23 protein-coding genes and 1 tRNA gene are annotated in these 22,131 nt (G+C 63.6%); 7 read left to right on the plus strand and 17 right to left on the minus strand.

The genetic code is table 11. From position 1 onward, the window contains the following. Complete coding sequence (locus tag CGLAU_RS06375; protein ID WP_198304848.1) at positions 1-837, plus strand: RecB family exonuclease; 837 nt, start codon at positions 1-3, stop codon at positions 835-837. On the opposite strand, the gene CGLAU_RS06380 is transcribed toward CGLAU_RS06375, so the two are convergent. The 9 genes from CGLAU_RS06380 to CGLAU_RS06420 form a co-directional block, all read right to left on the minus strand. Then, positions 834-2,519 (minus strand): formate--tetrahydrofolate ligase, encoded by a 1,686-nt coding sequence (locus tag CGLAU_RS06380; RefSeq protein ID WP_095659967.1) that lies wholly within the window; start codon positions 2,517-2,519, stop codon positions 834-836. The two genes, CGLAU_RS06375 and CGLAU_RS06380, sit on opposite strands and share 4 nt — an antisense overlap. Positions 2,520-2,524: 5 nt before the next feature. Further along, positions 2,525-3,874, minus strand: coding sequence for an anaerobic C4-dicarboxylate transporter (locus CGLAU_RS06385; protein WP_198304850.1), 1,350 nt, complete (start codon positions 3,872-3,874; stop codon positions 2,525-2,527). A 78-nt stretch (positions 3,875-3,952) separates the two neighbouring features. After that, positions 3,953-5,377 (minus strand): aspartate ammonia-lyase, encoded by a 1,425-nt coding sequence (gene aspA, locus CGLAU_RS06390; protein ID WP_095659969.1) that lies wholly within the window; start codon positions 5,375-5,377, stop codon positions 3,953-3,955. An 8-nt stretch (positions 5,378-5,385) separates the two neighbouring features. Beyond that, positions 5,386-6,234: an ATP phosphoribosyltransferase gene (gene hisG / locus CGLAU_RS06395; protein ID WP_095659970.1), complete on the minus strand. Its 849-nt coding sequence runs from the start codon at positions 6,232-6,234 to the stop codon at positions 5,386-5,388. Positions 6,235-6,280: 46 nt separating this feature from the next. Next, positions 6,281-6,544, minus strand: coding sequence for a phosphoribosyl-ATP diphosphatase (locus CGLAU_RS06400; protein WP_095659971.1), 264 nt, complete (start codon positions 6,542-6,544; stop codon positions 6,281-6,283). A 24-nt stretch (positions 6,545-6,568) separates the two neighbouring features. After that, on the minus strand, positions 6,569-7,240 hold the full coding sequence (locus CGLAU_RS06405) for an HAD family hydrolase (RefSeq protein WP_269768535.1): 672 nt from the start codon (positions 7,238-7,240) through the stop codon (positions 6,569-6,571). Next, a complete protein-coding gene (locus CGLAU_RS06410) occupies positions 7,233-7,613 on the minus strand; it encodes a hypothetical protein (protein WP_198305086.1) in 381 nt (126 codons plus the stop codon). The genes CGLAU_RS06405 and CGLAU_RS06410 overlap by 8 nt, the downstream gene beginning before the upstream one ends. A gap of 33 nt (positions 7,614-7,646) precedes the next feature. Next, the gene (mshC, locus tag CGLAU_RS06415) at positions 7,647-8,882 is read right to left on the minus strand and encodes a cysteine--1-D-myo-inosityl 2-amino-2-deoxy-alpha-D-glucopyranoside ligase (RefSeq protein WP_095661083.1); all 1,236 of its coding nucleotides are present in this window, start codon (positions 8,880-8,882) and stop codon (positions 7,647-7,649) included. Positions 8,883-8,934: 52 nt separating this feature from the next. After that, positions 8,935-9,774, minus strand: coding sequence for an undecaprenyl-diphosphate phosphatase (locus tag CGLAU_RS06420; RefSeq protein ID WP_095661084.1), 840 nt, complete (start codon positions 9,772-9,774; stop codon positions 8,935-8,937). Between the two features lie 88 nt (positions 9,775-9,862). Between CGLAU_RS06420 and CGLAU_RS06425 the strand changes: the two genes are divergently transcribed. Next, positions 9,863-10,909, plus strand: coding sequence for a WD40 repeat domain-containing protein (locus tag CGLAU_RS06425; RefSeq protein WP_232507063.1), 1,047 nt, complete (start codon positions 9,863-9,865; stop codon positions 10,907-10,909). A gap of 23 nt (positions 10,910-10,932) precedes the next feature. Continuing rightward, positions 10,933-12,018, plus strand: a complete 1,086-nt coding sequence (locus CGLAU_RS06430) for a quinone-dependent dihydroorotate dehydrogenase (protein ID WP_095659974.1) — start codon at positions 10,933-10,935, stop codon at positions 12,016-12,018. Here CGLAU_RS06430 and CGLAU_RS06435 read toward each other — a convergent pair. Together CGLAU_RS06435 and CGLAU_RS06440 are read right to left on the minus strand one after the other, a co-directional pair. Continuing rightward, entirely contained in the window at positions 11,993-12,340 is a 348-nt protein-coding gene (locus CGLAU_RS06435) for a hypothetical protein (protein ID WP_095659975.1), read from the minus strand. The genes CGLAU_RS06430 and CGLAU_RS06435 overlap by 26 nt on opposite strands. 23 nt (positions 12,341-12,363) lie before the next feature. Then, the gene (locus CGLAU_RS06440) at positions 12,364-12,894 is read right to left on the minus strand and encodes a YbhB/YbcL family Raf kinase inhibitor-like protein (RefSeq protein WP_095659976.1); all 531 of its coding nucleotides are present in this window, start codon (positions 12,892-12,894) and stop codon (positions 12,364-12,366) included. Between the two features lie 216 nt (positions 12,895-13,110). Here CGLAU_RS06440 and CGLAU_RS06445 point away from each other — a divergent pair. The 3 genes from CGLAU_RS06445 (at position 13,111) to CGLAU_RS06455 (ending at position 14,543) form a co-directional block, all read left to right on the plus strand. Next, positions 13,111-13,196 (plus strand) — tRNA-Leu (locus tag CGLAU_RS06445). 76 nt (positions 13,197-13,272) lie between these two features. Then, positions 13,273-13,944: a TVP38/TMEM64 family protein gene (locus CGLAU_RS06450; protein ID WP_095659977.1), complete on the plus strand. Its 672-nt coding sequence runs from the start codon at positions 13,273-13,275 to the stop codon at positions 13,942-13,944. Between the two features lie 11 nt (positions 13,945-13,955). Continuing rightward, entirely contained in the window at positions 13,956-14,543 is a 588-nt protein-coding gene (locus CGLAU_RS06455) for a MarR family transcriptional regulator (RefSeq protein WP_095659978.1), read from the plus strand. Here CGLAU_RS06455 and CGLAU_RS06460 read toward each other — a convergent pair. The 3 genes from CGLAU_RS06460 to CGLAU_RS06470 are packed head-to-tail and all read right to left on the minus strand — an operon-like array spanning position 14,485 to position 17,161. Then, entirely contained in the window at positions 14,485-15,846 is a 1,362-nt protein-coding gene (locus tag CGLAU_RS06460) for an SPFH domain-containing protein (protein ID WP_095659979.1), read from the minus strand. The genes CGLAU_RS06455 and CGLAU_RS06460 overlap by 59 nt on opposite strands. A 7-nt stretch (positions 15,847-15,853) precedes the next feature. Further along, positions 15,854-16,279 carry an NfeD family protein gene (locus CGLAU_RS06465; RefSeq protein ID WP_095659980.1) on the minus strand — a complete coding sequence of 142 codons (426 nt, stop codon included), beginning with the start codon at positions 16,277-16,279 and terminating at the stop codon, positions 15,854-15,856. A gap of 27 nt (positions 16,280-16,306) precedes the next feature. Beyond that, a complete protein-coding gene (locus CGLAU_RS06470; RefSeq protein WP_095659981.1) occupies positions 16,307-17,161 on the minus strand; it encodes a DUF3097 domain-containing protein in 855 nt (284 codons plus the stop codon). Between the two features lie 34 nt (positions 17,162-17,195). Between CGLAU_RS06470 and CGLAU_RS06475 the strand changes: the two genes are divergently transcribed. Next, positions 17,196-17,963, plus strand: a complete 768-nt coding sequence (locus tag CGLAU_RS06475) for a hypothetical protein (RefSeq protein ID WP_095661085.1) — start codon at positions 17,196-17,198, stop codon at positions 17,961-17,963. A 12-nt stretch (positions 17,964-17,975) separates the two neighbouring features. On the opposite strand, the gene CGLAU_RS06480 is transcribed toward CGLAU_RS06475, so the two are convergent. The 3 genes from CGLAU_RS06480 to CGLAU_RS06490 all read right to left on the minus strand — a co-directional run bounded on the left by CGLAU_RS06480 (position 17,976) and on the right by CGLAU_RS06490 (position 21,966). Next, positions 17,976-19,010: a ferrochelatase gene (locus tag CGLAU_RS06480; RefSeq protein WP_095659982.1), complete on the minus strand. Its 1,035-nt coding sequence runs from the start codon at positions 19,008-19,010 to the stop codon at positions 17,976-17,978. A 64-nt stretch (positions 19,011-19,074) separates the two neighbouring features. Continuing rightward, complete coding sequence (locus tag CGLAU_RS06485) at positions 19,075-20,976, minus strand: NlpC/P60 family protein (protein WP_095659983.1); 1,902 nt, start codon at positions 20,974-20,976, stop codon at positions 19,075-19,077. A gap of 474 nt (positions 20,977-21,450) precedes the next feature. Beyond that, positions 21,451-21,966, minus strand: coding sequence for an Rv1476 family membrane protein (locus tag CGLAU_RS06490; RefSeq protein WP_095659984.1), 516 nt, complete (start codon positions 21,964-21,966; stop codon positions 21,451-21,453). Between the last annotated feature and the right edge of the window lie 165 nt (positions 21,967-22,131).

The raw sequence follows: 22,131 nt of genomic DNA on the forward strand, positions 1-22,131 counted from the left end.
ATGACTACACCTAAACCGCTCGCGCTCTCCCCGTCGCGTGCCAGCGATTACCGGCAATGCCCGCTGCTCTACCGCCTGCGCACCATCGACCGGCTGCCCGAGCCGAAGACCATTCAGCAGGTTCGAGGCACGCTCGTGCACGCGGTGTTGGAGGAAATGTTCGACTGGCCGCGCGAGGAACGCACCTACCCCGCCGCGGTCAAGCGGCTGAAGCCGGCGTGGGCGCGCATGCAGCAAAAGGAGCCGGACTGCGCCGCGGCAGTTGAGGATGAGCTTCAATTGCTTATCGACGCCCGCGCCCTGCTCAAAGGCTACTTCCACATGGAATCGCCGGTTGGGTTTGATCCGCAGGCCCAGGAGATGTTCGTGGACGCGGTGTTACCCAACGGCGTGCCGGTGCGCGGGTTTATCGACCGCGTGGATGTGGCGCCGAGCGGCGAAGTGCGCGTGGTCGACTACAAGACGGGCAAGATGCCTTCCGCACGGTTTGCCGACGGCGCGCTCGCGCAGATGCGGTTCTACGGCCTGGTGTACTGGCGCCTCTTCGGCGTGATTCCGACCCAGCTCAAGCTGATGTATCTGGGTGTGATGGATTCGCTGATGATCTCGCCGTCGCGCGAGGAGCTGGAGTATTTCGAGCGCGACCTCGGCGACCTTTGGGCGAAGATTGTTGCCGACGGTGTTGAGGGGCGGTTCCGCCCGCGCAAGACGGCGCTGTGCCCGTGGTGCCCCCACCAGGCGTTGTGCCCGGAGTTCGGCGGTACTCCCCCGCCGTATCCGGGGTGGCCCGGTTCGGCGGCGGATGCCGCGGAGGGCGCCACGGAACAGGCGGACTAGAACAGGCCGGTAATCCTGCCGTCGTCGTCGATGTCGATGGTGTTGGCGGCGGGGGTTTTCGGCAGGCCAGGCATGGTCATGACATCGCCGGTGAGCGCCACGACGAATCCGGCGCCGGTGCGTGGGATCAGCTTGCGCACGTGCAGGGTGTGGCCGGTCGGCGCACCGAGCTGGGCCGGATCGTCCGAGAACGAGTACTGCGTCTTCGAGATGCACACCGGCAGCGTGTCGAAGCCGTTGTCCTTCAACACCTTCAGATCGCGCTTCGCGTTCGCGGAGTACTGTACGTTGTCTGCCCGGTAAATCTCGCGCGCAATCGTCTCAATGGCGTTCTCGATGCCGTCGGCCGGATCGTACAGCGGTGCCAACGATTCCTCGGAGAGGTTGTCCAAGAGAAGCTGCGCCAACTCTTCCGCGCCTTCCCCACCGCGCGCCCAGACATCGGCCTCACCGAGCGCGACGCCGAGCTCATCCGCCCATTCGCGGATGAAGGCGCGCTCCGCGTCCGTGTCCGTGGCGAAGAGGTTCAGCGCCACGATCGGGGTCACGCCGAACTTCCGCACGTTTTCGACGTGGCGCTCGAGGTTCACGATGCCGTCGCGCAGCGCGTCGAGGTTCTCAGTCTTCAGGTCATCCTTGGCGACGCCCGCGTTGTGCTTGATGGAGCGAATCGTCACTACGATGACCGCCGCGGCGACATCCAACTCGCCCGCACGCGCCTTGATATCGAAGAACTTCTCCGCGCCGAGGTCGGAGCCGAAACCGGCCTCAGTGAGCACGATGTCGGCGTAGCTCAGCGCCGTGCGCGTCGCGATCAAGGTGTTGCAACCGTGTGCGATGTTGGCGAACGGGCCGCCGTGGATGAACGCCGGGGTCCCGCCCAGGGTCTGCACGAGGTTCGGGTTGATCGCCTCCTTGAGCAGCGCCGCCATTGCGCCTTCTGCGTGGAGCTGACCTGCGGTGACGGGGTTGCCGTCGAAGTCCAGGCCGATGGTGATTGCTGCGAGGCGGCGCTTGAGATCTTCCAGGTCGCCGGCGAGACCGAGGATCGCCATGATCTCAGAGGCCGCAGTGATGGTGAACCCGGTTTCGGCGGGCACGCCGCTGGTTGGACCACCTAGACCGGTGACCACGTTGCGCAGCGCGCGGTCGTTCACGTCCAGGCAGCGCTGCCATGTGACGCGACGCGGGTCAATGCGCAGCTCGTTACCCTGCTGGATGTGGTTGTCGATCATCGCTGCCAGCGTGTTGTTGGCGCTGGTGATCGCGTGGAAATCCCCGGTGAAATGGAGGTTGATGTTCTCCATTGGGACGACCTGGGAGTAGCCACCGCCGGCGGCGCCGCCTTTGATACCCATGACGGGGCCGAGCGAAGGCTCGCGAAGCGCCACCATCGCTTTCTTGCCGAGCCGGGTCAGCGCGTCGGTAAGCCCGATGAGGACGGTGGACTTACCCTCGCCCGCCGGTGTCGGCGAAACACCGGTGACCAGCACCAGCTTTCCCGGCTCCGAGTCCGACACCTGGGTGACGTCCACCTTGGCCATGTACTTGCCGTACGGCACCAACGCCTCGTCCGCGACCCCGGCACGGGCGGCGATCTCGGTGATCGGCTCGAGCTTGTGGGCCTGTGCGATCTCGACGTCGGTCTTGGGCTGGGTTTCCTGCGTGTGCTGGGCTGTCATAGGCCTCAGAGTACCGCAGCGCCGATGGCGTACCCCAGGGCTACGGCGATCGCGATGCAGATCACTCCAGGGATAAGGAATGGGTGGTCAAAGACGTATTTCCCGATGCGTGTGGAGCCTGTGTCGTCCATTTCGACAGCCGCGAGCAACGTCGGGTAAGTCGGCAGTACGAACAGTGCTGACACTGCCGGAAAAGCGGCCACCGCGGTCAGTGGGCTAACGCCGATCGCCAATGCAGCGGGCATGAGTGCCTTCGCCGTTGCAGCTTGCGAGTACAACAGGCACGCCGCGAAGAACAGCACGACGGCGAGCAACCACGGTTGCGCCTGCAGCACGTCCCCGGCAATGCTCTGAATGTCTTCGAGGTAGTGGTTGATGAATGTCGTGCCCAGCCACGCAACACCCAAAACGCACACGCTGGCGGACATGCCAGACTTAAATACTTGGGTGTTCAGCACCTCTGCCGCTTGGGACCGGCTCGTCAGAAGAATGACAGCAGCGGCAGCGAGCATGATGGCCATGATGGCCTCGTTGCGCGGGATAGCGGGGTCTTGGATCAAACCGATCTGGTCCGAAATTAGCGTGGCGTAAACCATCACAAGCACAATGGCAATAAGGAAGATCGCCACCGAGGTTTTCGCCCCTTGCTTGACGACGGCAGCTTCGCGCCCATTCGGCGGGGCGACGAGCCCGTCGCGGAGGCGCTGCTGGTACACGAAGTCGTCGTCAAGCTCTTTGCCCATTCTGTTAGCAACCCAAGCTGTGGGGAAGATTGCGAGGAATGTGGCGGGGAGCATGACCGCGAGCAGCTGCAGATACCCCACGCCGAGGGGCTCCAGAATGGAAGCCATGAACACCACGGCCGCAGAGATGGGCGACGCGACAATTGCCATCTGGGATGCGATGACCGCGACCGACAGTGGGCGCGACGGGCGGACCCTGCCTTCCTTCGCGACCTCGACGATCACCGGAAGGGTGGAGAATGCGGTGTGTCCGGTGCCGGCGAGCACCGTCATCAGCCAGGTGACTATCGGCGCGTAGAGCGTGACGCGCTTTGGATTCCTGCGGAGGAACCGTTCGGCAAGTTGAACGAGGTAGTCCATACCACCAGCGAGCTGCATCGCAGCGATGGCTGCAATGACGCACATGATGATGCCGATCACGTCGAACGGGATGGCATCTGCGCTGACTGGGACACCGGTCAGACCAAGTACGAGGACCCCGAGGCCACCGGCGAAGCCGATAGCTACGGAGCCCATACGCGCGCCGAGGACGATGGCGCCGAAAAGGATGATGAGTCGCGCGAGGAGGAGCACGTTTACGGTCTTTCGATAGGAATGTTCAAGTACTCCCATTATCGGCCGGAAGGTAGCACCTAAGCGGTCAAAACCACTGTGATGTCCGCTACCTGCCCCGCTCGGTCCGGTGCGGGGTTAGTCCTCGTCGATGTAGAGCTTGCCGCGGTACTCAGGGTGCATGAGGTTCTCCTTGCTCAATGCTTTGTCCAGCTCATCTTGGGTCATGAGCTGCTTCTCCAGCACGAGGTCGTAGACGCTGCGCCCGGTCTCCGCTGCCTCGCGGCCGATGACGTCGCCGGCGTGGTGGCCAATCACCGGGTTGAGGTAGGTGATGATGCCGATGGAGCGGGTGACGTAGGACTCGCAGATTTCCTTGTTCGCGGTGATGCCGGTGACGCACTTCTCGCGCAGGGTGCGGGCGGCGTTTGTGAGGAGGCGGATGGACTCGAACAGCGACTGCGCGATCACCGGCTCCATCACGTTGAGCTGGAGCTGACCAGCCTCGGCGGCCATGGAGACCGTGACGTCGTTGCCGAAGACCTTGAAGCAAACCTGGTTGACCACTTCCGGGATCACCGGGTTGACCTTCGCCGGCATGATCGAGGAACCGGCCTGGCGCTCCGGCAAGTTGATCTCGTTCAGGCCAGCGCGCGGACCAGAGGAGAGCAGGCGCAGGTCGTTACAGGTCTTGGAGAGCTTCATCGCGGCGCGCTTAATGGCGGAGTGCATCATGACGTAGGCACCGGTGTCCGAAGTTGCCTCGATGAGGTCCGGCGAGGCCTGGATGTCCAACCCCGTGACCTCGCGAAGCGCCGCAACGACCTGGTCGCGGTAACCCGTCGGGGTGTTGATGCCGGTGCCGATCGCGGTCGCGCCCAGGTTGACCTCGAGCAGGGACTCAGCGGAATTGCACAGGGTGCGCTGCTCCTCGGCCAGGTTCGATCCAAAGGCGGAGAACTCCTGGCCAAGGGTCATCGGGACCGCGTCCTGAAGCTGGGTGCGGCCCATCTTCAAAATGTCGGCGAACTCGTCGCCCTTCTCGCGGAATGCCTTCTGCAGCTGGTCGAACTCCTCGATCAGGCTCCGCACCGCGTAGTACACGCCAAGGCGGAACCCGGTCGGGTACGCGTCGTTCGTGGACTGGGACATGTTGACGTCGTCGTTCGGGTTGAGGTGGTCGTAGGAGCCCTTTTCGTGTCCCATGATCTCCAGCGCAACGTTGGCAACGACCTCGTTGGTATTCATGTTTACCGAGGTGCCGGCGCCGCCCTGGAAAACGTCGGAGGGCCACTGGTCCATGCAGAAGCCCTCGTCGAGAATCTTGTCGCATGCGGCGACGATTGCCTCAGCCTTATCCTTCGGCAGGGTGTGGAGGCGGCGGTTGGCAACTGCGGTGGCCTTCTTCACCTGCACCATGCCGCGGATGAACTCCGGGAACTCGTTGACGGTAGTGCGGGAGATCTGGAAGTTGTCCACCGCGCGAAGCGTGTGGATGCCGTAGTACACGTCCCCCGGCACTTCCATGGTGCCGAGCAAGTCTTCTTCAATGCGTTGGGTCATGCCCGTCACTATAGGCGGGCAATGCGCAGCTCGGTGGCCAAAATGCCCTCCGCGCCGATTGAAGCGAGCTGGTCCATCACCTGGTTAGCCTGCGACTTTCGAACCATGGCGCGTACCGCAACCCAGCCATCGCGAGACAGCGGGGACACCGTTGGGCCGGTAATACCGGGGGTGAGTGCCGTGGCTTGATCGAGGTGGTCTCGGCTGACGTTGTAGTCAATCATCAGGTAGTTGTGGGCGGTCAAAATGCCGGTGATGCGGTTGAGCACCCGGGTGTGATCCTCGCTCAGCTCGAAGCCCTGTCGCTTCACGACGACAGCCTCGCTGGCCAAGATCGGGTCCCCGAACGGGGCCAAGCCCTGCTGGCGCAGTGTCGCGCCCGTGGAGACGACATCTGCGATCACGTCGGCGACGCCGAGTTTGATTGAAATTTCCACAGCGCCGTCGAGGCGAATCACCGCACCCGGAGCGATGCCGCGCGCGGCGAGGTAGTCCTCCACCAGGTGCGGGTACGAGGTAGCGATGCGCTTGCCCTCGAGCGCTTCCACCGTCCAGGTTTCGCCCTGCGGCGCAGCGAAGCGGAAGGTCGAGGCGCCGAAGCCGAGCTCGAGCACCTCATCCACATTCGCACGCGAATCCGCAGCCAGATCGCGGCCGGTAATGCCCAAGTCGAGGTGTCCCTGCGCGACGTAGATCGCGATGTCTTTCGGGCGCAGGAAGAAGAACTCAACGCCGTTGGCCTCATCGACAACGTTGAGCGCCTTAGTCATGCCCCGGCCCTTGTACCCCGCCTCCTTCAGCACGCCGAGCGCGTGTTCAGAGAGGGCACCCTTGTTCGGGACAGCAATCTTGATCATGGCGTGGGATTCCTTAGGGGCAAGTCTTCGGTGCAGGTTGCAGTAGTTAGAGGTACTTGTACACGTCGTCTGGGTTCAGACCGCGCTTGAGCATCATCACCTGAGTCCAGTACAGTAGCTGGCTCATCTCCTCAGCGAGCTCAGCATCCGACTGGTACTCGGCGGCGATCCACACCTCACCGGCTTCTTCAATGATCTTTTTGCCGATGAAGTGCTCGCCCTTATCCAGCGCCTCAACCGTCCCGGAGCCGGACGGGCGTTCAGAAGCCTTGGTAGAAAGTTCGGCGAAGAGCTCATCGAAGTTTTTCACGGTGAGAAAGTCTAACCCACTACCTCATGCAGACGCCGCTTGCGTAAACCAGGCATCGACGTCGCTCGCGTCTGCTCCGACAAACCGCGCCGGGTCGAACACCGTAACCCCATCGGGCACCTCAGACGCCAGGCCGAGCACGACGCACCCGGCGGCTGCTCCAGCGCTCATCCCGTTCCAGGAATCTTCGAAGACGAGGCAGTCGCTCGGGTCAGCACCCACCCGTCGTGCCGCTTCCACGTACATGTCCGGGTGCGGCTTCGCACGCGCCACCTCATCGCCGGTGATTGTGTCCACGAAGAACTCCCGACCAATCACGTCAATGCACGCGTCCGCCAGCACACGCTCGGTATTGGTGCACACCAGCATCGGGGTGCCGCGCTTCTTCAGCGCCGCCAGCAGCGGCCCCACACCGGGATTGACCTCCACGCCCTGGGATAGCAGCTCCCGCATCCGGGCGTACATCCATGCCTTATAGCGTTCAACATCGCCGTCGACAAGCGAATGCCCTGCCCACTCCGCGACGATCCGCAAGGTGGACTCGAAGCTTCCTCCGACGGTGCGCTCGCGCACCTCGGCGGTCAGCGGGCGGGCGAGGAGTTCACCGAGTTCGTACGTTGCGATGCCCCACTGCGGTTCGGTGTCAATGAGGGTGCCGTCCATGTCCCAGAACACGGCGGCAGGCGCGCTACTCAATTTCGGGCAGCTCCTGCAACGCCTCGTCGGTCGCTCCGGTTGCGGCCGCCGCGCGGAACACCAGCGATTCGATGTCCGCCTTCTCCTCCGGCTCCAGCACCGCGTTGGCGTACTTGTCGTTGAAGTCGCTCAAGTTCTCGTAGAACGGCTTGGTCACCTGTGCGAGCTGGGGGCCCTCCGGATCGTCGCCGAGCAGATCCAGCGCGTCGAGGTACATCTCAATCAGCGCCTTGAGCTCAGGCAGAACCTCCGGGTCGAAGGGCTCGTCCCACAGCGCCTTGTCGTCGTCGTTGAGGTAGGAACCTGTAGCAAAAGTGCGCAGGTCATCGATGAATTCGTCTACATCATCCTGGAACTGGGCGCGGATGGACATCTCCGGAGCGGTCATAGCGTTTATCTTCGCGGATTACGCGGCGACGCGCACGCCGAGCAGGCCATCAATTGCCGCGGCAAGCATGCCGTCATGGTCACCCGGGGCTTCGTCGAGAAGCTTCAGGGCAGCGGGAGTATCCAGATCGTTGGCGAGAGCCTCACGAAGCTTATCGACGACCCCTTGCACCCGCTCTGCCTCCACCTCCTGCGCAAGGTTCGTACGCCAGAGCGCGAGTCGGCGCTCCGCATCCTCGAGGATGTCTTGCGAGAAATCCCGGTCCTTGCGGTAGTGGCCGGCGAATACCGCGAGGCGGATCGCGGACGGATCGTGTCCGGCCTCGGTGAGCTTGTGCACGAAAACGAGATTGCCCAGTGACTTCGACATCTTGACGCCGTCGAGGGAGATCATGCCCGCGTGCACGTAGTGGCCCGCCATGCGCGGGACATCGTAAGCGGCCTCGGCGTGGGCGGCAGAGAACTCGTGGTGCGGGAAGGCGAGGTCGGAGCCGCCGCCCTGGATGGAGAACTGCTTGCCAAGACGGTTCGTGGCGATTGCCGAGCACTCGATGTGCCAACCCGGCCGGCCCGCGCCGAACGGGGACTCCCAGGCGGGTTCGCTTTCGCGGTGGCCTCCCCACAGCAGCGCATCGAGCGGGTCGCGCTTGCCCGGGCGCTCCGGATCGCCGCCGCGCTCTGCGAAGTACTCCTCCATGGTGGCGCGGTCCAAGTTGGACTCGTAGCCGAACTGCAGCGTCGCGTCGATGGGTGCGTAGATGTCGGTGACGCCGGTTTCTGGGTCGGTGAGCTCGTACGCGGCGCCGGTATCGAGGAGGCGCTGCACCATTGCAATGACTTCGCCGATGGCCTCCATGGCGCCGATGTAGTCGCGGGGCGGGATGACGCTGAGCTCTTCCATGTCGCTGCGGAAGAGATCGGTCTGGCTGTCTCCGAGTTCGCGCCAGTCGACGCCGTCGCGCTCCGCGCGCTCGAAGAGCGGGTCGTCCACATCGGTGACGTTTTGCACGTACCGCACCTTGTGCCCGTTCGCCAGGAGCTGGCGGTAGACAAGATCGAAGGTTAGGTACGTTGCCGCGTGGCCGAGGTGGGTCGAGTCGTATGGGGTGATCCCGCAGACGTACATGCCCACTTCGCCGTTCGCGTCTGGAGTGACATCGACGGGTTTGACTCGTTGATCAGCAGTGTCGTGGAGCTGCAACGGGACTGGGTCACCGGCGACGGCGGTAATGGACGGGGTCGGCCAAGCATGCATGCGCACCACACTACTCGCGACTGCGACATACCCCACAGGCGCGGCAAATCCCCTAATAAGGCTGCATGACTCCGGTTGCCAGAAGGATCATGACGATGATTCCCAGCGGAATGCGGTACGCGGCGAACCAGGCGAACGAGTGGTGGGAAACGAACTTGAGCAACCACGCAATCGAGATGTAGCCGAGCACAAACCCGATGCCCGATCCGACCAGCAACTGCAACCCTGAGGCGGATTGGCCGGCCTGCGGGTCGAAGGCATCGGGAAGCGAGAACAGGCCCGACGCGAGCACCGCAGGGATGGCCAGCAGGAAGGAGAACCTGGTTGCCACTTCGCGATCGAGGTTCAGGAACAAACCGCCGGAGATCGTGCCGCCGGAGCGCGACACGCCCGGGATCAGCGCAAGACACTGCCACAGGCCCATAAGGATTGCGTCCTTCATGGTCAGTTCCTCGAACCCGCGGGTCTTGCGCCCCTTGCGTTCCGCAAGGATGAAGACGAAGGAGAACAGGATCAGCACCGTGGCGGTGATCCAGAGGTTGCGGAAGTTTTCCCGGATGAGGTCTTTGAGCAGCACACCCGCGAGCCCCACCGGGATCGTGCCGACGATGACCATCCAGCCCATGCGGTAATCGAATCCGCGCTTCGTCTTGTCCAGCACTCCGGCAAACCACGCCGTGAGGATGCGCCAGATGTCCTTGGCAAAGAAGACCAGCACCGCGAGTTCGGTGCCCAACTGGATCACGGCCGTGAAGCTGGCGCCCGCGTCTTGGCCCCAGAACAGCTCGGACACAATGCGGAGGTGGCCGGAGGAGGACACGGGGAGGAACTCGGTTAAGCCCTGCACAATGGACAAAACGATGACTTGAAGCCACGTCATGGACTCGGTCATAACTTGCGCGTCGGGTTGAATCACGGTGTGCAACCCTACTCCACCGCAGCTGAAGAACCGTGAAGGCTGGTTGCTAGTGTTGAGGGCTGTGAAGAAACTCCGCGCTTTCGAGGCCGCCGCGGCAGTCCTTGCCGTTGCACTTGGCACAGCGGCGCTCACCGCGTGCAGTCGCCCGACCGAGCTTGCCGACGAGCTCGCGGTGAACATGGGCAATGCCTCCCCTATTGAGTCTCCATCCGCGACAGACCCAGACGGCGAGGTCCACGAGTATGAGCCCGTGCTGGATCTTGACACTACCGATGGGCTGATCGCGGTGCGCACTGCGGACGCCATCACGGTCGGTGCTCTCGACGAAATCCTCGATGAGACCGCGGAGTCCTGGCCCCTTGAAGCTGAATGCGGCGATGTTTCCGCCAACGCTGGCGTGTTCGCTGTCGGCTGCGGCACGACGGTGCGCACGTTCACAGCGTCAGGCGCCGATGAACTTCCGGTTGAGCACCCGGCCACGTCCGCTACGGTGACCTCGAGCGGCGAGATTCTCGCAGGCAGCAGCGAAGAACGTGACGTCTGGGTGTACCGCGACGGCGAGTTGGTCAAGACGATCCCCGTGGCCCGCGAAACCGACTCCATTCAGGCGGTGCCCGTCGACGGCCAACCGGACACAGTGGTGCGCACCAACAGCTTCGACACCACGATCCAGGACCTCGATTGGAACGGCGGCCGTCAAGGCGGCACGCTGCGCGTCGGCCTCGGCGTTGGCAAGACGGCCGGAGGCGAGCAGGGACTGGTCCTCGCTGCGGACACCACCGGAAACCAGCTGTTGGTCTACACCTCCGACGACATCATCCGCCTCCACCAGATGGCACCCGTGCCCGAAAGCCCGTGGGACGTCTCGTGGGATCCGGCCAATCGCCTCGTGTGGGTCGCATCCACCTCCCAGAACCTGGTCACCGGGTACGACATCTCGCGCGGCGTGCCACTCCAGCGGGCCCAGTTGCGCACCGTCGCCAATGCGCAGAGCATCATTTCGCTTGACGACGGCACGCTGGTCCTCGCCTCCGCTACCGGCGACGGCATCCAAATCATCACCCCAGCGCAAAAAGACCTGCGGGATCTCCCCACCTCCGATCGTTAAACACAACGCAAAGGAACACACTGATGAAGCTCTACGACGCCGCACTCAAAGCCATGTTCCTTCTTCCGCCGGAGCGCATCCACGGTGTCATGAGCACCGCGCTGCACTTGCTGCACTTAGCGCGACCGGTAAACCGCGCCATGGAGCGCGTGGTGCGGGTCCACGATCCGGCACTGGAGCAGGAACTCTTTGGCGTGCGCTTCCCGGCACCCTTGGGTTTGGCTGCTGGTTTCGATAAGAACGCCACCGCCGTGGACGCATGGGGCGCCATCGGATTTGGTTACGCCGAGCTAGGCACCGTCACGCCGAAGCCGCAGCCGGGCAACCCTGCGCCGCGCCTGTTCCGCCTGCCCAAGGACAAGGCGATCTTGAACCGCATGGGATTCAACAACGAGGGCGCACTCGATGCGGCGCAGCGTCTCAAAGCCAAGCGCTCGGATGACGTCATTGGCATCAACATCGGCAAGAACAAGACTCAACAGGACGCAGTGGCCGACTACCGCGCCGGCGCGACGGTGCTGGGTCCGCTCGCTGATTACTTGGTCGTGAACGTATCCTCACCGAACACACCGGGACTTCGCGACCTCCAAGCGGTCGAGGAATTGCGTCCGATTCTGCAGGTGGTCGTTGAGGCCACGGACACCCCAGTGCTGGTCAAAATCGCACCGGATCTTTCCGACGAGGACGTCGATGCGGTGTCAGACCTCGCCCTGGATCTCGGCCTTGCCGGCATCGTCGCAACCAACACCACCATTTCCCGCGACGGCCTTTCGACACCCTCCGATGAGGTCGAGGCGATGGGGGCCGGCGGCATTTCCGGCGCGCCGCTCGCGGACCGCGCGCTTGAGGTGCTGGCCCGCCTGCACAACCGCGTGGGCGATCAGCTGGTGCTCATCAGCGTCGGCGGCATCATGACGCCCGAGCAGGCGTGGGAGCGAATCACCGCGGGGGCAAGTCTGCTACAGGGCTACACGCCGTTCATCTACGGCGGTCCGGGGTGGATCCGAGGCGTGCACCAGGGCGTCGTTAAGCAACTGAAGCTCCATGGCCTCAGCCATATCTCTGAGGCTGTAGGCAGCGGCCTTACATGGACAGACGGCGCAGAATAAGGGCGCAGAGCAGCGCGCCGACGCCCCACATCGCGAGCCAGAACGTTGGGGTGAGGGCGAGCACGGTGTTCGGCACGATGATGCCGATGCCGATCAGGAGCACCGCAATCGCGAGCGCGATGACCTGCTTGCGGGAGCCCGCCTGGGTTTTGTCCGTGGTGGCGAATGCACCGAAGATGATCGCGGCGATCACCGTGAGCAGAAACTGCGGCGTGAGCGCGTAGACCTGCTCACCGCGCATGAAGGCGAGGAAGGCAAAAATAAACAGCACGACGGCGAGAGCTAGGAAAGCGCCGCCGGCGCGCAGTTGAATGGGGACCATGGGCCGGATGTTACCGGGCCGGTCTACTTGTTCTCGTACCAACCCCAGAGGATGGCGCGGCCGAGCGTGTGAAAGTAGAGGTTGAAGCCAAGCTGGGTCGGGTTCGCGATCTCCGCCGGATCGAACTCCGTATCTACAGCGTGGACGGCGAAGAGGTAGCGGTGAGGTCCGTGACCCTCCGGCGGGTTAGCGCCGTAGTAGCCCTTGATGCCGGAGTCGCCGGTCAACACCGTCGCACCCACGCCAAGCCCGTCTTCCGAGCCTGCACCGGCCGGAAGCTCGGTGACATCGGCAGGAATGTTGAAAGCGGACCAGTGCCAGAACCCCGAGGCGGTCGGCGCGTCCGGGTCGAAGCAGGTCACAGCAATGGACTTCGTGCCCTCAGGCAGGCCCGACCATGCGAGCTGCGGGCTCACCGCGTCATCGCCAGCGTGCTTGTCGGGCAGCTCTTCGCCGTCATGGAAGTCGGTGGAGGTGAGCTCGAAGCCGGGCACGTCCTTGAGCGGGGCGTACGGATCGGGGCCGGGGAAACGATCAGAAATGTAGGAAGCCATGGCTCCATTCGTACCGATTTCTAGTGATCGCTGCCATAGCATGCCGCAAAGAGTTGCGCATCTCTCTTCAATGCGACGCGTCGGGGCGGAAACAACAGCCCGCAAAGCCAGCAGATTCTGACCCGATACCGGCGGTGCGCTGGCGATTTGGCGATGTCGGAGCCCCGCCCTATAGTTATCGAAGTGCCCAGCCGAGAGGCTGAACAAACACCCTATGCCCGGGTGGCGGAATGGCAGACGCGCTAGCTTGAGGTGCTAGTGTCCTATTAACGGACGTGGGGGTTCAAGTCCCCCCTCGGGCACAAAAATACCGGCCCTGTGAACAGCAAACACACTGTCCAGAGCCGGTTTTCTTATTCAATAGCGACGGGAGGGATCGTGCCGACACTCTCCCCGCGACGCATCTTTCTCCTCGCCCTCGCCGCCGCTCTATTCATCGTTGCTTGGGCGCTTCTCGACGTCCCGCCGCTCGCCGTCCTGCGCCAATGGGCGGATGAGACCGGCCCCTGGTTTCCAGTGTTGTTTTGGCTGCTCTACGTTGCTGTCACCCAGTTCCCCATCCCGCGAACCATCATGACGGTGTCCTCCGGCATCCTGCTCGGCAGCGCGCTGGGCATTACCGTCGCGGTGACCGCCACAATGGTCTCCGCCGTTGTCTCGCTGCTCATAGTGCGCTTCCTCTTGCGGGATTGGGTCGCGCCGCGGCTTACGCACCCCTCGATCGAGACCATCAACCAGCGCCTTGAGGCTCGCGGTTGGCTCGCCGTCGCCAGCCTGCGCATGATTGCGTTCGTCCCCTTCTCCATCCTTAACTACACCGCGGCACTCACCCGTGTACCGGTCCTGCCGTTCGCGGTAGGGACGTTCGTGGGCTCACTGCCAGGCACTATCGTCACCGTTCTCTTCGGAGATACCCTCACCGGGGAGGCGTCGCCAGTGGTCGTCGTCGCCACAATCGTCCTGTGTGTCGTGGGTTTCGCCGGTTTGCTTGCCGACGCCCTCTTGCCCGCATCGGTTACCTCCAGTAAAGCCTCAGAGGTAGACGCGTAGACTTAGCCACCATGATTGGCGTCCATGCACGGTACCGGGGCCGCGATAAGCGGCGCGCTGACGTGGTTGCGCGATCCGCCGAGGCGCTGGCGACGCTGCCTGGCGTTTCCCCGTTCGAGATGGTGAGCGTCGAAGACATCCGCACCGACGTGGATTCGTCGGAAGCAGCGCTCAACCTCGTGATGGCCCTGCTGTCCGACGGCAACTGGGCGATCGGGTTGGGCATCACGCAGAACGGACGCGGGGTCTATGCGGCCTCAGATGCCGTCGGCACGCGCCCTGCTCAGGTGAAAGTCGGCGTGGATACCCGGCGCCCCGGCACCGCTGCCGAGGACATCGCGGCGGTGTTCGCCCTTCTTGGCCATGTGCTGCATAAGCGGACCCTTGAGGGCCGCGAAGCGACATCGCTTGTGCGCAGCGGCATGAACCAAAATGAAGCGGCCCGCGAGCTGGGCATCTCCAAGCAGGCGATGAGCCAGCGTCTGCAGGCCGCTGGGTGGCAGGCGGAGCAGTCCGGGTGGAAGCTCGCCCTGCACTTAATTACTCGGGCCGAGGCTGATCAACCCACTGGCCCGGCTGGCCCTGCTGCGGAGGCATAGGCGGGCGCTGGAACTGGCCGTAATCTTCCGGCCGCAGCTCTGAAGGCTGCACCGATTCGCGCTGCGCCTCCTGGCGAGGTTGCGCCTCCACCGTCGGGCTCGCCGGCTCGCCAGCACGAACTCGCGACGCGATGCCGCTGCTCGATTCGATTTCCCGCTGAGACGACTCGCGTGATTCCGCCGGGGCAGGATTCTGCGTCGGGTCCGGTTCGTCGACGTGCTTGTTGGCCACAGCGCGGGCCTCGGCGAGCGCCTTGGCAAGCTCCGGGTCGGTGGAGGTGTCGAACCACTTGTCCGTGTCGTCCTGGCCGGCCATCTCGCGGGTCGCGTCGTCGACGCGCTCCGCCTCGTAGCGGAACACGCCGTCGTCGTCCTTGTCCGCAAACGCGCGGGCAAATTGCTCCAGCGAGTTGCCGAACTGCGACGGGATCATCCACATCGTCGCCGCCTCGTTGTTGGCAATCTTCGGCAGCTTGTCCAGGTACTGGTACGCAAGAAGTTCAGGCGTGACACCCGCCGACTTGATCGCGGCGTTCACCTTTTGGATCGCGCGCGCCTCACCCTGTGCCTCGAGGAACTTCGCCGCACGCTCACCTTCGGCGCGCAGGATCACAGCCTGACGCTCCGCCTCCGCGTTCAAAATGGCCGCGTGCTTTTCACCCTCGGCGGAAAGGATGCGCGCCTGCTTCTCGCCCTCGGCCGTCTTAATGTCGGACTCGCGCTTACCCTCGGCGGTAAGAATCATCGCGCGCTTCTCGCGATCCGCCTTCATCTGCATCTCCATCGACTGCTGGATCGACGGCGGCGGATCAATCGCCTTCAGCTCGACTCGGCTGATGCGCAGACCCCACTTCGCGGTCGCGGCATCGAGCTCGCCGCGCAGACGACGGTTGATGGTCTCGCGCGAAGTCAGGGTCTCCTCAAGCGTCATGCCGCCGACCACATCGCGAAGCGTCGCCACCGAGATCTGCTCAACACCGACGAGGTAGTTGTCCACGCCGTAAATGGCCTTCGCAGGGTCGTTGATCTGGAAGGTGACCACCGTGTCAATTGCAACGGTCAGGTTGTCCTGGGTAATCACCGCCTGCGGCGGGAAGGACACGACGCGTTCACGGGTGTCAACGCGGGCACGAATGCGGTCCACGTACGGCACCAGCAGGGTGAGACCACCGGACACGGTGCGGGTGTAGCGGCCGAGGCGCTCGATGACGGCAGCCTCGCCCTGCGGGATCAGTTTCACGGATGCGAACAGCAGCGACGCCACCAAAACGATGATGACGATAAAAGCGATAAGCGCGCCCATTAACGCACTACTCCTTCCAGACGACCGCTACGGGGCCGTCGATTGCGGAAACGGTCACGAGCTGGCCGGCAGGAATCGTTTCCGCCGGATCCAGAGCGCGGGCAGACCAGATGGAACCATCGAAACGCACTTGCCCCGTAGTCGGGGTGATCGCCTCGACGACTTCCGCACGCGAGCCCACCAGGGCGCGCGGGGATTCGTCGTAAAGCATTGGTGTGTCGAGGCGCTTGCGCAGGTATGGGCGCAAAAAGAACCAGAACCCCGCGGAGGAGACGGCGAACATGGCCACCTCCGCCCAAAGCGGGACACCGAGCAGCGAAATGCCGGCGGTTGCTAACGCTCCAGCTGCGAGCATTAGCAGCGTCATCTCCCCGACCAGCAGCTCAAGCCCTGCGAGGATGCCGGCTGCAATGAACCAGATCAAAGCACCCATGGATTCGAGACTACACGGCACGCCCTGCTACACGTCAGCCTTAGAAAGCTCCGGATTGGTCACGAAATCCACCAGACGCTCCACCGCTCCGATCAGCGTGTGGTCCATGTCGCGGAATGTCGAAACCGAATCGTAGACGCGATGCCAGCCTTCCTTCGGGTCCGACCACCCGAGCCGCTGGCACACGCCCGTCTTCCAATCCTCGCCGCGCGGCACGTCCGGCCACGCACGAATCCCCACGCTGGCTGGCTTCACCGCCGCCCAGATGTCGATGTACGGGTGGCCGGTGACCAGCACGTGTTCGCCGACGTTTTCAACAAGGCGGGATTCCTTCGTGCCCTCAATCAGGTGGTCTGCAAGCACACCGATCCGCCGACCTGGCCCCGGCTGAAACTCGGCGAGACGCTCCGGCAGGTTGTCCAGGCCCTCGAGGTATTCCACCACCACGCCCTCGACGCGCAGGTCGTGGCCCCACACCTTCTCTACAATCGCTGCGTCATGGATGCCCTCCACCCAGATGCGGCTCGGCATGGCCACCTTCGCTTTGACTCCCTGCACCTTGCGCGAGCCGGAGTTCGAATGCGTGGGTGCGCTTTGTTGCCGCGCCACGTAGCGCCTCAACGTCACTCGCTGCCCTTCGAGCAGAAACGCGCCGGGAAGCAGCTTGAACAGGCGCTGCGTGCCACGGCGGTCTTCCAGACGCACGAAATCGCCGTCGTAGGTGCGCTCGGCTCCTACAACAGCGCCAACGAAGTCGTCGCCAACCACCTCGACCACCATCCCCGGCTCGGCCGGTACCTGGGGATACGTCGGTTTCCGCGTCCGTGCATGGCCTTTGAGGATGTCGTCCCCGTAACGGTCATCGTGCCTCGAAGTGCTCATAGTGGCAGGGATTGTATCCGTTAAAATCGCTGCCGTGCATACCCGCGCCGAAGTCTATTCCCCGCTCCAAAACACCGCCGTCTGGCTCGCGGCCTGGCTCTACGGAGTCGAGTCCACCGACGACACCATCGATGCACTCACAGACCTCGGAGACACCCACAGTTACGGTGGTCAGGGGCTTTCGCAGTTGCTTGCCGACGCCCGGTTGGAAGCCGCCCTTGACTCCCCCGAACCCGTCATCCGCTTGGTGCTGTGGGGACCCGGACAGGCTCCAGGTCTTAGGGCCGGAACCCCTGCGATGCAGGCGCTGACCCCTGCCGGCGCGATCGTGATTCGCGGTGAGGGATCCCGTTCCCACATTCTGGTTCCGTCCTACGACTCCAGCGGCCCCCGGCCGGGCGTTTCCTGGCGCTGGTTCGAAGACGACGAGCGCCTCCCAGAGCCGGAATGGCTCTCACCCGGCGAGGCCGACGCGCTGCTTTCCCAGGCAACGAATGACGCAGCCGCGCTCATCGAAGCCGCCGGCGGCACGCGGGCTGAGCTGCCGAATCCGCGGTTGGCCGTGGGCACGCTGGCCGATTTCTACGACACACCAGGGCTTCCCGCTGGTGTTACCCCACGGGCGGCGAAACTCTTTTCACGAGCGGATCGCGTCGCGGCCACCATCGAGACCGTGACTGACCGACTCGGCGACCACAGTTTCGACCCGCAGCTGTTCGCGCTGTGGCGACACATCCGCTCCGCGCGCATGGCAGGAGTTGCGGATGCGGTGATGGACTATCGCCGGGAATGGGCGTCGTAAAGCGAAAAGCTTTTAACGACGGACCGGTGCGCAACACTCAGGCGCACAGGGCGCACCGTTGACCGTGCAACCCTGGACCGTGACTGTCGAGAGGGTCTGCGGCTCGATGCCCTGAGCGACGCACTCAGCGATGTCGACCACCATGCCCGCGAACTCCTGCTCGAGGCCGACGGTGGGAACGCGATTGAGCGTCATGCCGCGGGCCTCGCACGCCTCCTTGAGCTCGGTGTCCAGATCCCAGACAACCTCCATGTGGTCCGTGATGAAACCGACCGGGACGGCGACGATGTGCGAAGTTCCCGCAGTCTCGTTGAGCTCCTCGGCACGATCGACGATGTCAGGCTCAAGCCACGGGGTCGCGGGGTTACCCGAGCGCGACTGCCACACGACCTCGTAATCATCGACGCCTGCCGCCTCAGCGATCAAGCGCGATGCTTCCCCCACCTGGCGGGAGTACAGATTCGCGTCGCCCGGGCCACCGGCGGCATCGTCGGCAGCGTTGGGCACGCTGTGGGCGGTGAAGAGCACCTTGGTGCCAGATTCCGGAGCACGCCCGAGCGCCTCGCGGGTGCGCTGCGCCATGAGATTCACAAACGACGGGTTGCCGTAGAACTGCCAGAGCTTGGTGTACTCGATTTCCGGCGTGATATCGCGGAGGCGTTGGATGTCCTCGTCGTACTGGCGGCAGGCGGAGTACCCGCCCCACGCGCTGGTAGCAAAGACCAGCACGTTGCGGTGACCGTCTTCGGCGATCTGCTTGGCCGTGTCCTCTGCGAACGGGTGCCAGTTCCGGTTGCCGAAGTACACCGGGAGGCTGTGGTCGCGCTCGGCGAGGGCCTGCTCAATGTGGCTGATCAGCTCGCGGTTCTGCGCGGTAATCGGGCTCACCCCGCCGAAGTGGAAGTAGTGCTCACCGACTTCAGCCAACCGCTCGCGGGGAATGCCGCGGCCACGCGTGACATTCTCCAAAAAGGGAATGACCTCGTCCTCACCTTCGGGGCCGCCGAAAGAAAGGACGAGGAGTGCATCGTAGTCAGAAAGCGCCATAGGAGCCATCGTAGTGAAACGAGACCACCCACCGGCGCATCTTGCTGCACCTATTAGAGACCTATTAAAGGAGACGCACCGCGTGCTCCGACATATTCGACCAACGCACCGGAACGATGGAGACGTTCTGACCGGATTGCGGAGCCTCGATCATCATGCCGTCGCCGAGGTAGATCGCGACGTGCTGGCTTCCACCCGGCCCCCAGAACAGCAGGTCGCCGCGCTGCGCCTGGCTCGGGTCAATCTTAGTGCCGCGCTGGTACTGGTATCCGGTGTAGTGCGGAAGGGAGATGCCTGCCGCGGCAAAGGCGTAGAGCACGAGGCCGGAGCAGTCGAACCCCTTCACCGACCCACCGTTGAGGCCGGTGGTTGGGCCGTTGGCGTCGCCGCCGCCCCACACGTACGGCGTGCCCACCATGGCCTCCGCGCGGGCGATGACGGTTTCGACCTGCGCGGCGTTCGCGGTCGATGCCACCTTGGCGACGACCTCTTTCACGTCCTCCGTCTTGGATTCCGGAGTTTCCACCTCCGGAAGGACGGACACGACCGACGGGGACACCTCTACTACCTCGGCTGCGTCGGCCGCTTCGGCTGCCTGGGTCGTAGCGGGAGTTTCAACGCGCGACGGTGAGGCGCTCTGCTCATTCCGGGATCGGTCGGAGAGTTGGGCTTGCACATTCGCCAACGCGTCGGCGGGCGATTCGGACGCGAGGCCCATGCCGTTTTGCAGACCGCCCGCGAAAGCGGTGACGATCTCACCCGTGCTGTAGTTCTCCGAAACGCCGCGGGAGGTGCTACGGGTAGCGCCGCGGTCAGACGAACCCACGCCGGTGAGCGGGCTGGCATACGGGTCTTCGAAAGTCGCGTGCGGCAGCTGCGATGCGCCAACGAGCACGGTGGCGGCAACGATGCTGGCTGCCTGCGCGATGATGTGCTCGGGGATCTCGAGGCCTGGGGTCGCACCCTCTGCGGCGTATGCGGTGGCAATTGCTTCGGCCACGGTCTCTTCGTCAGCAGCAGGAGCTTCAGGAGCCAACTCGGCTACTCGGTCGGTGACTTCCTCGATGACGTCCTGCTCGATCGACGCGGGGTCGATGGTCACCGGGGCGGTCTCAACGGTTTCCTCATCGACGATCTCTTTGTCGACGATCTCTTTGTCGCCGGTCTCTTTATCAACGGCCTCCTCAACGGGAGCGCTCTCAGGCCTCACTTCAGCGAGAGAAGCTTCTGCGTTGTAAAGAGCGGTCTCCGCAGTTTCAAGCTCAGTGGAGCGTTGCCCGAGTGCCTCCGACGAGCTGTCGAGCAGGGAGCGCGCATCTGTCTCAGCGCGAACTGCAGCCTCTGCGGCAGCCTCGGCGAGCTCCAGCGCTTCGCGCGCGGTCGATTCCTCGTTTGCGGCTTCGGTGCGGGCGCGTTCAACTTCCTCAAGAGCTGCGCGCTTCTCCGCCATCCCACTGCGGATGTACTGGGCGCGATCAAGGGCGTCCTTTTGGGATGCGTCGTCTGCAAGCGCGGAGATCCGTGCGGAGCCTGAACCTCGGTACTGCGATCGAGAAAACGACTCGAGATCTGCACGAGCGGCGTCAACGGCCTCTTGGGCTGCCTTCAACCGCTCTGCGGCGGCGTCGGCGCCGCGGCGTGCTTGCTCAGCACGCGCCTGAGCGTCGCGCAGGTCAACGAATGCGCGGTTCACTCTCTCTTGAAGGGCACCCATGTCGAGCTGCAACGCGTCGACATCGGCCTGAGCTTTCGCGACCGCCGACGCGAGTGCGGCGGCGGACGGAGTTTCGTCGCCGCCCGCTACCGGAGTGAACAGCGACGAGGACAGAACGATGGTTGTCGAGCAGGCGACGGCGCCGGCCGTGAGGCGCAGCCGAGGGCGGCGCGCATCCCGAAACAGGTTGACCACGGAGGTACTCCTCACACCGCGCATCGCGGCCACAAAGCCGCAGGAGTGAACGTGCATGACTAGGGCACATCCGGCGACGCTGTGACAAGACCTAGGCCTTGACGCACGGCAATATCGATTGACTACTGATGTTGGCGCATCAACTGACAGTGGCACGATCCTTCACCCGATCCAGTGCGCAGAACTTGGCGTGCTTCCCCACATGCCCGATCTGTCCGCGTTCCCAGCTTGACTAGGGCTGGAAACATTGCAACGGAACTTGAAAGTTTCTTGCTTCTGTCAACTCACGAGCCGACACGAGAACCATACGTCACGTAACAAGTCTGTTTCACAATCTTTACCAATAATCACATTGGTCAAGTTTGTTCCCGTTACCATTCACCCGCCTCATGCAGGTGTTATGGCGCGCCAAATTCGTGTAGTGACGTTCGTCACACGCGGGAATATGGTTGGCTAGGATTCTTAGCCGGCGCGAGAGTAAAGGCTAGGCACCTGACGCGCCCGAGGGGTGGGCAGGTTATGTTCGACTGATTAGGCCACGCGCGGAGACGAGGAGGAACGGATCGCGAACCACGTTGCCGCGACCACCAGACTCACCGCAATGAACATTGCCGCGGCGATACCTGGCCACGGCAACGACAGTCCGTCTGCCGCCTCGAAGAACGCGCGGACCCCGTCTGCATAATCTGGCTGGCCCGCCATCGCGCGTTGCCCCTGTTCGATTTGGGCGCGGGTCAGTTCATCGCTTACGCCAGCCACTGCATGGGGAGTACGGATAAGCACAGTCTCGACGCCGGTTTCGAGCTGGAGATCCTGCGCGAGATCACGGAGCTGCGGCACGTGATCAGGCGTCTGCTCAAGCACGACAATGCTGACTTGATCGGCAGCTGGCCCACCGGATGCGGCGACGTCGGCAAGCGCCTGCACCAAGTCCGACTCGAGCACGGGATTCACCGGGTTCTCGGTGCCGAAAGCGATACCGTCCTCGCGTAGCTGCGCGACAAGGCCAGCAATATCGGCGGTCTCAGAGAAGTGGGCGGTCGACATGGTGTCCGGGTGGCAAGCTTTCGCGCTAGGAAATGGAACGTTTGGTTATGGGATGGCGCTTTCAAGATACCGTCGATAAGCAAAAGCTCCCGACAACTGGGCGGCAAACCCAAAAACATTACGCCCGTACTGTTAGTATCAACTCAGAACTGTGGCGGCTCGCTT

Origin of the sequence: Corynebacterium glaucum (assembly GCF_002287505.1) — a bacterium.
Lineage (GTDB): Bacteria > Actinomycetota > Actinomycetes > Mycobacteriales > Mycobacteriaceae > Corynebacterium > Corynebacterium glaucum.

Bases quoted from the DNA above. Each gene is read 5' to 3' on its own strand.
- CGLAU_RS06410 (WP_198305086.1), bottom strand. From the start codon at position 7,613: ATGTCCATCCGCGCCCAGTTCCAGGATGATGTAGACGAATTCATCGAT.
- hisG (WP_095659970.1), bottom strand. From the start codon at position 6,234: ATGATCAAGATTGCTGTCCCGAACAAGGGTGCCCTCTCTGAACACGCG.
- CGLAU_RS06385 (WP_198304850.1), bottom strand. From the start codon at position 3,874: ATGGGAGTACTTGAACATTCCTATCGAAAGACCGTAAACGTGCTCCTC.
- CGLAU_RS06485 (WP_095659983.1), bottom strand. From the start codon at position 20,976: ATGCACGTTCACTCCTGCGGCTTTGTGGCCGCGATGCGCGGTGTGAGG.
- CGLAU_RS06480 (WP_095659982.1), bottom strand. From the start codon at position 19,010: ATGGCGCTTTCTGACTACGATGCACTCCTCGTCCTTTCTTTCGGCGGC.
- CGLAU_RS06490 (WP_095659984.1), bottom strand. From the start codon at position 21,966: ATGTCGACCGCCCACTTCTCTGAGACCGCCGATATTGCTGGCCTTGTC.
- CGLAU_RS06460 (WP_095659979.1), bottom strand. From the start codon at position 15,846: ATGGGCGCGCTTATCGCTTTTATCGTCATCATCGTTTTGGTGGCGTCG.
- CGLAU_RS06440 (WP_095659976.1), bottom strand. From the start codon at position 12,894: ATGGCTTCCTACATTTCTGATCGTTTCCCCGGCCCCGATCCGTACGCC.
- CGLAU_RS06380 (WP_095659967.1), bottom strand. From the start codon at position 2,519: ATGACAGCCCAGCACACGCAGGAAACCCAGCCCAAGACCGACGTCGAG.
- CGLAU_RS06435 (WP_095659975.1), bottom strand. From the start codon at position 12,340: ATGGTCCCCATTCAACTGCGCGCCGGCGGCGCTTTCCTAGCTCTCGCC.
- CGLAU_RS06465 (WP_095659980.1), bottom strand. From the start codon at position 16,279: ATGGGTGCTTTGATCTGGTTCATTGCAGCCGGCATCCTCGCAGGGCTT.
- CGLAU_RS06375 (WP_198304848.1), top strand. From the start codon at position 1: ATGACTACACCTAAACCGCTCGCGCTCTCCCCGTCGCGTGCCAGCGAT.
- CGLAU_RS06470 (WP_095659981.1), bottom strand. From the start codon at position 17,161: ATGAGCACTTCGAGGCACGATGACCGTTACGGGGACGACATCCTCAAA.
- mshC (WP_095661083.1), bottom strand. From the start codon at position 8,882: ATGCATGCTTGGCCGACCCCGTCCATTACCGCCGTCGCCGGTGACCCA.
- aspA (WP_095659969.1), bottom strand. From the start codon at position 5,377: ATGACCCAACGCATTGAAGAAGACTTGCTCGGCACCATGGAAGTGCCG.
- CGLAU_RS06455 (WP_095659978.1), top strand. From the start codon at position 13,956: ATGATTGGCGTCCATGCACGGTACCGGGGCCGCGATAAGCGGCGCGCT.
- CGLAU_RS06430 (WP_095659974.1), top strand. From the start codon at position 10,933: ATGAAGCTCTACGACGCCGCACTCAAAGCCATGTTCCTTCTTCCGCCG.
- CGLAU_RS06420 (WP_095661084.1), bottom strand. From the start codon at position 9,774: ATGACCGAGTCCATGACGTGGCTTCAAGTCATCGTTTTGTCCATTGTG.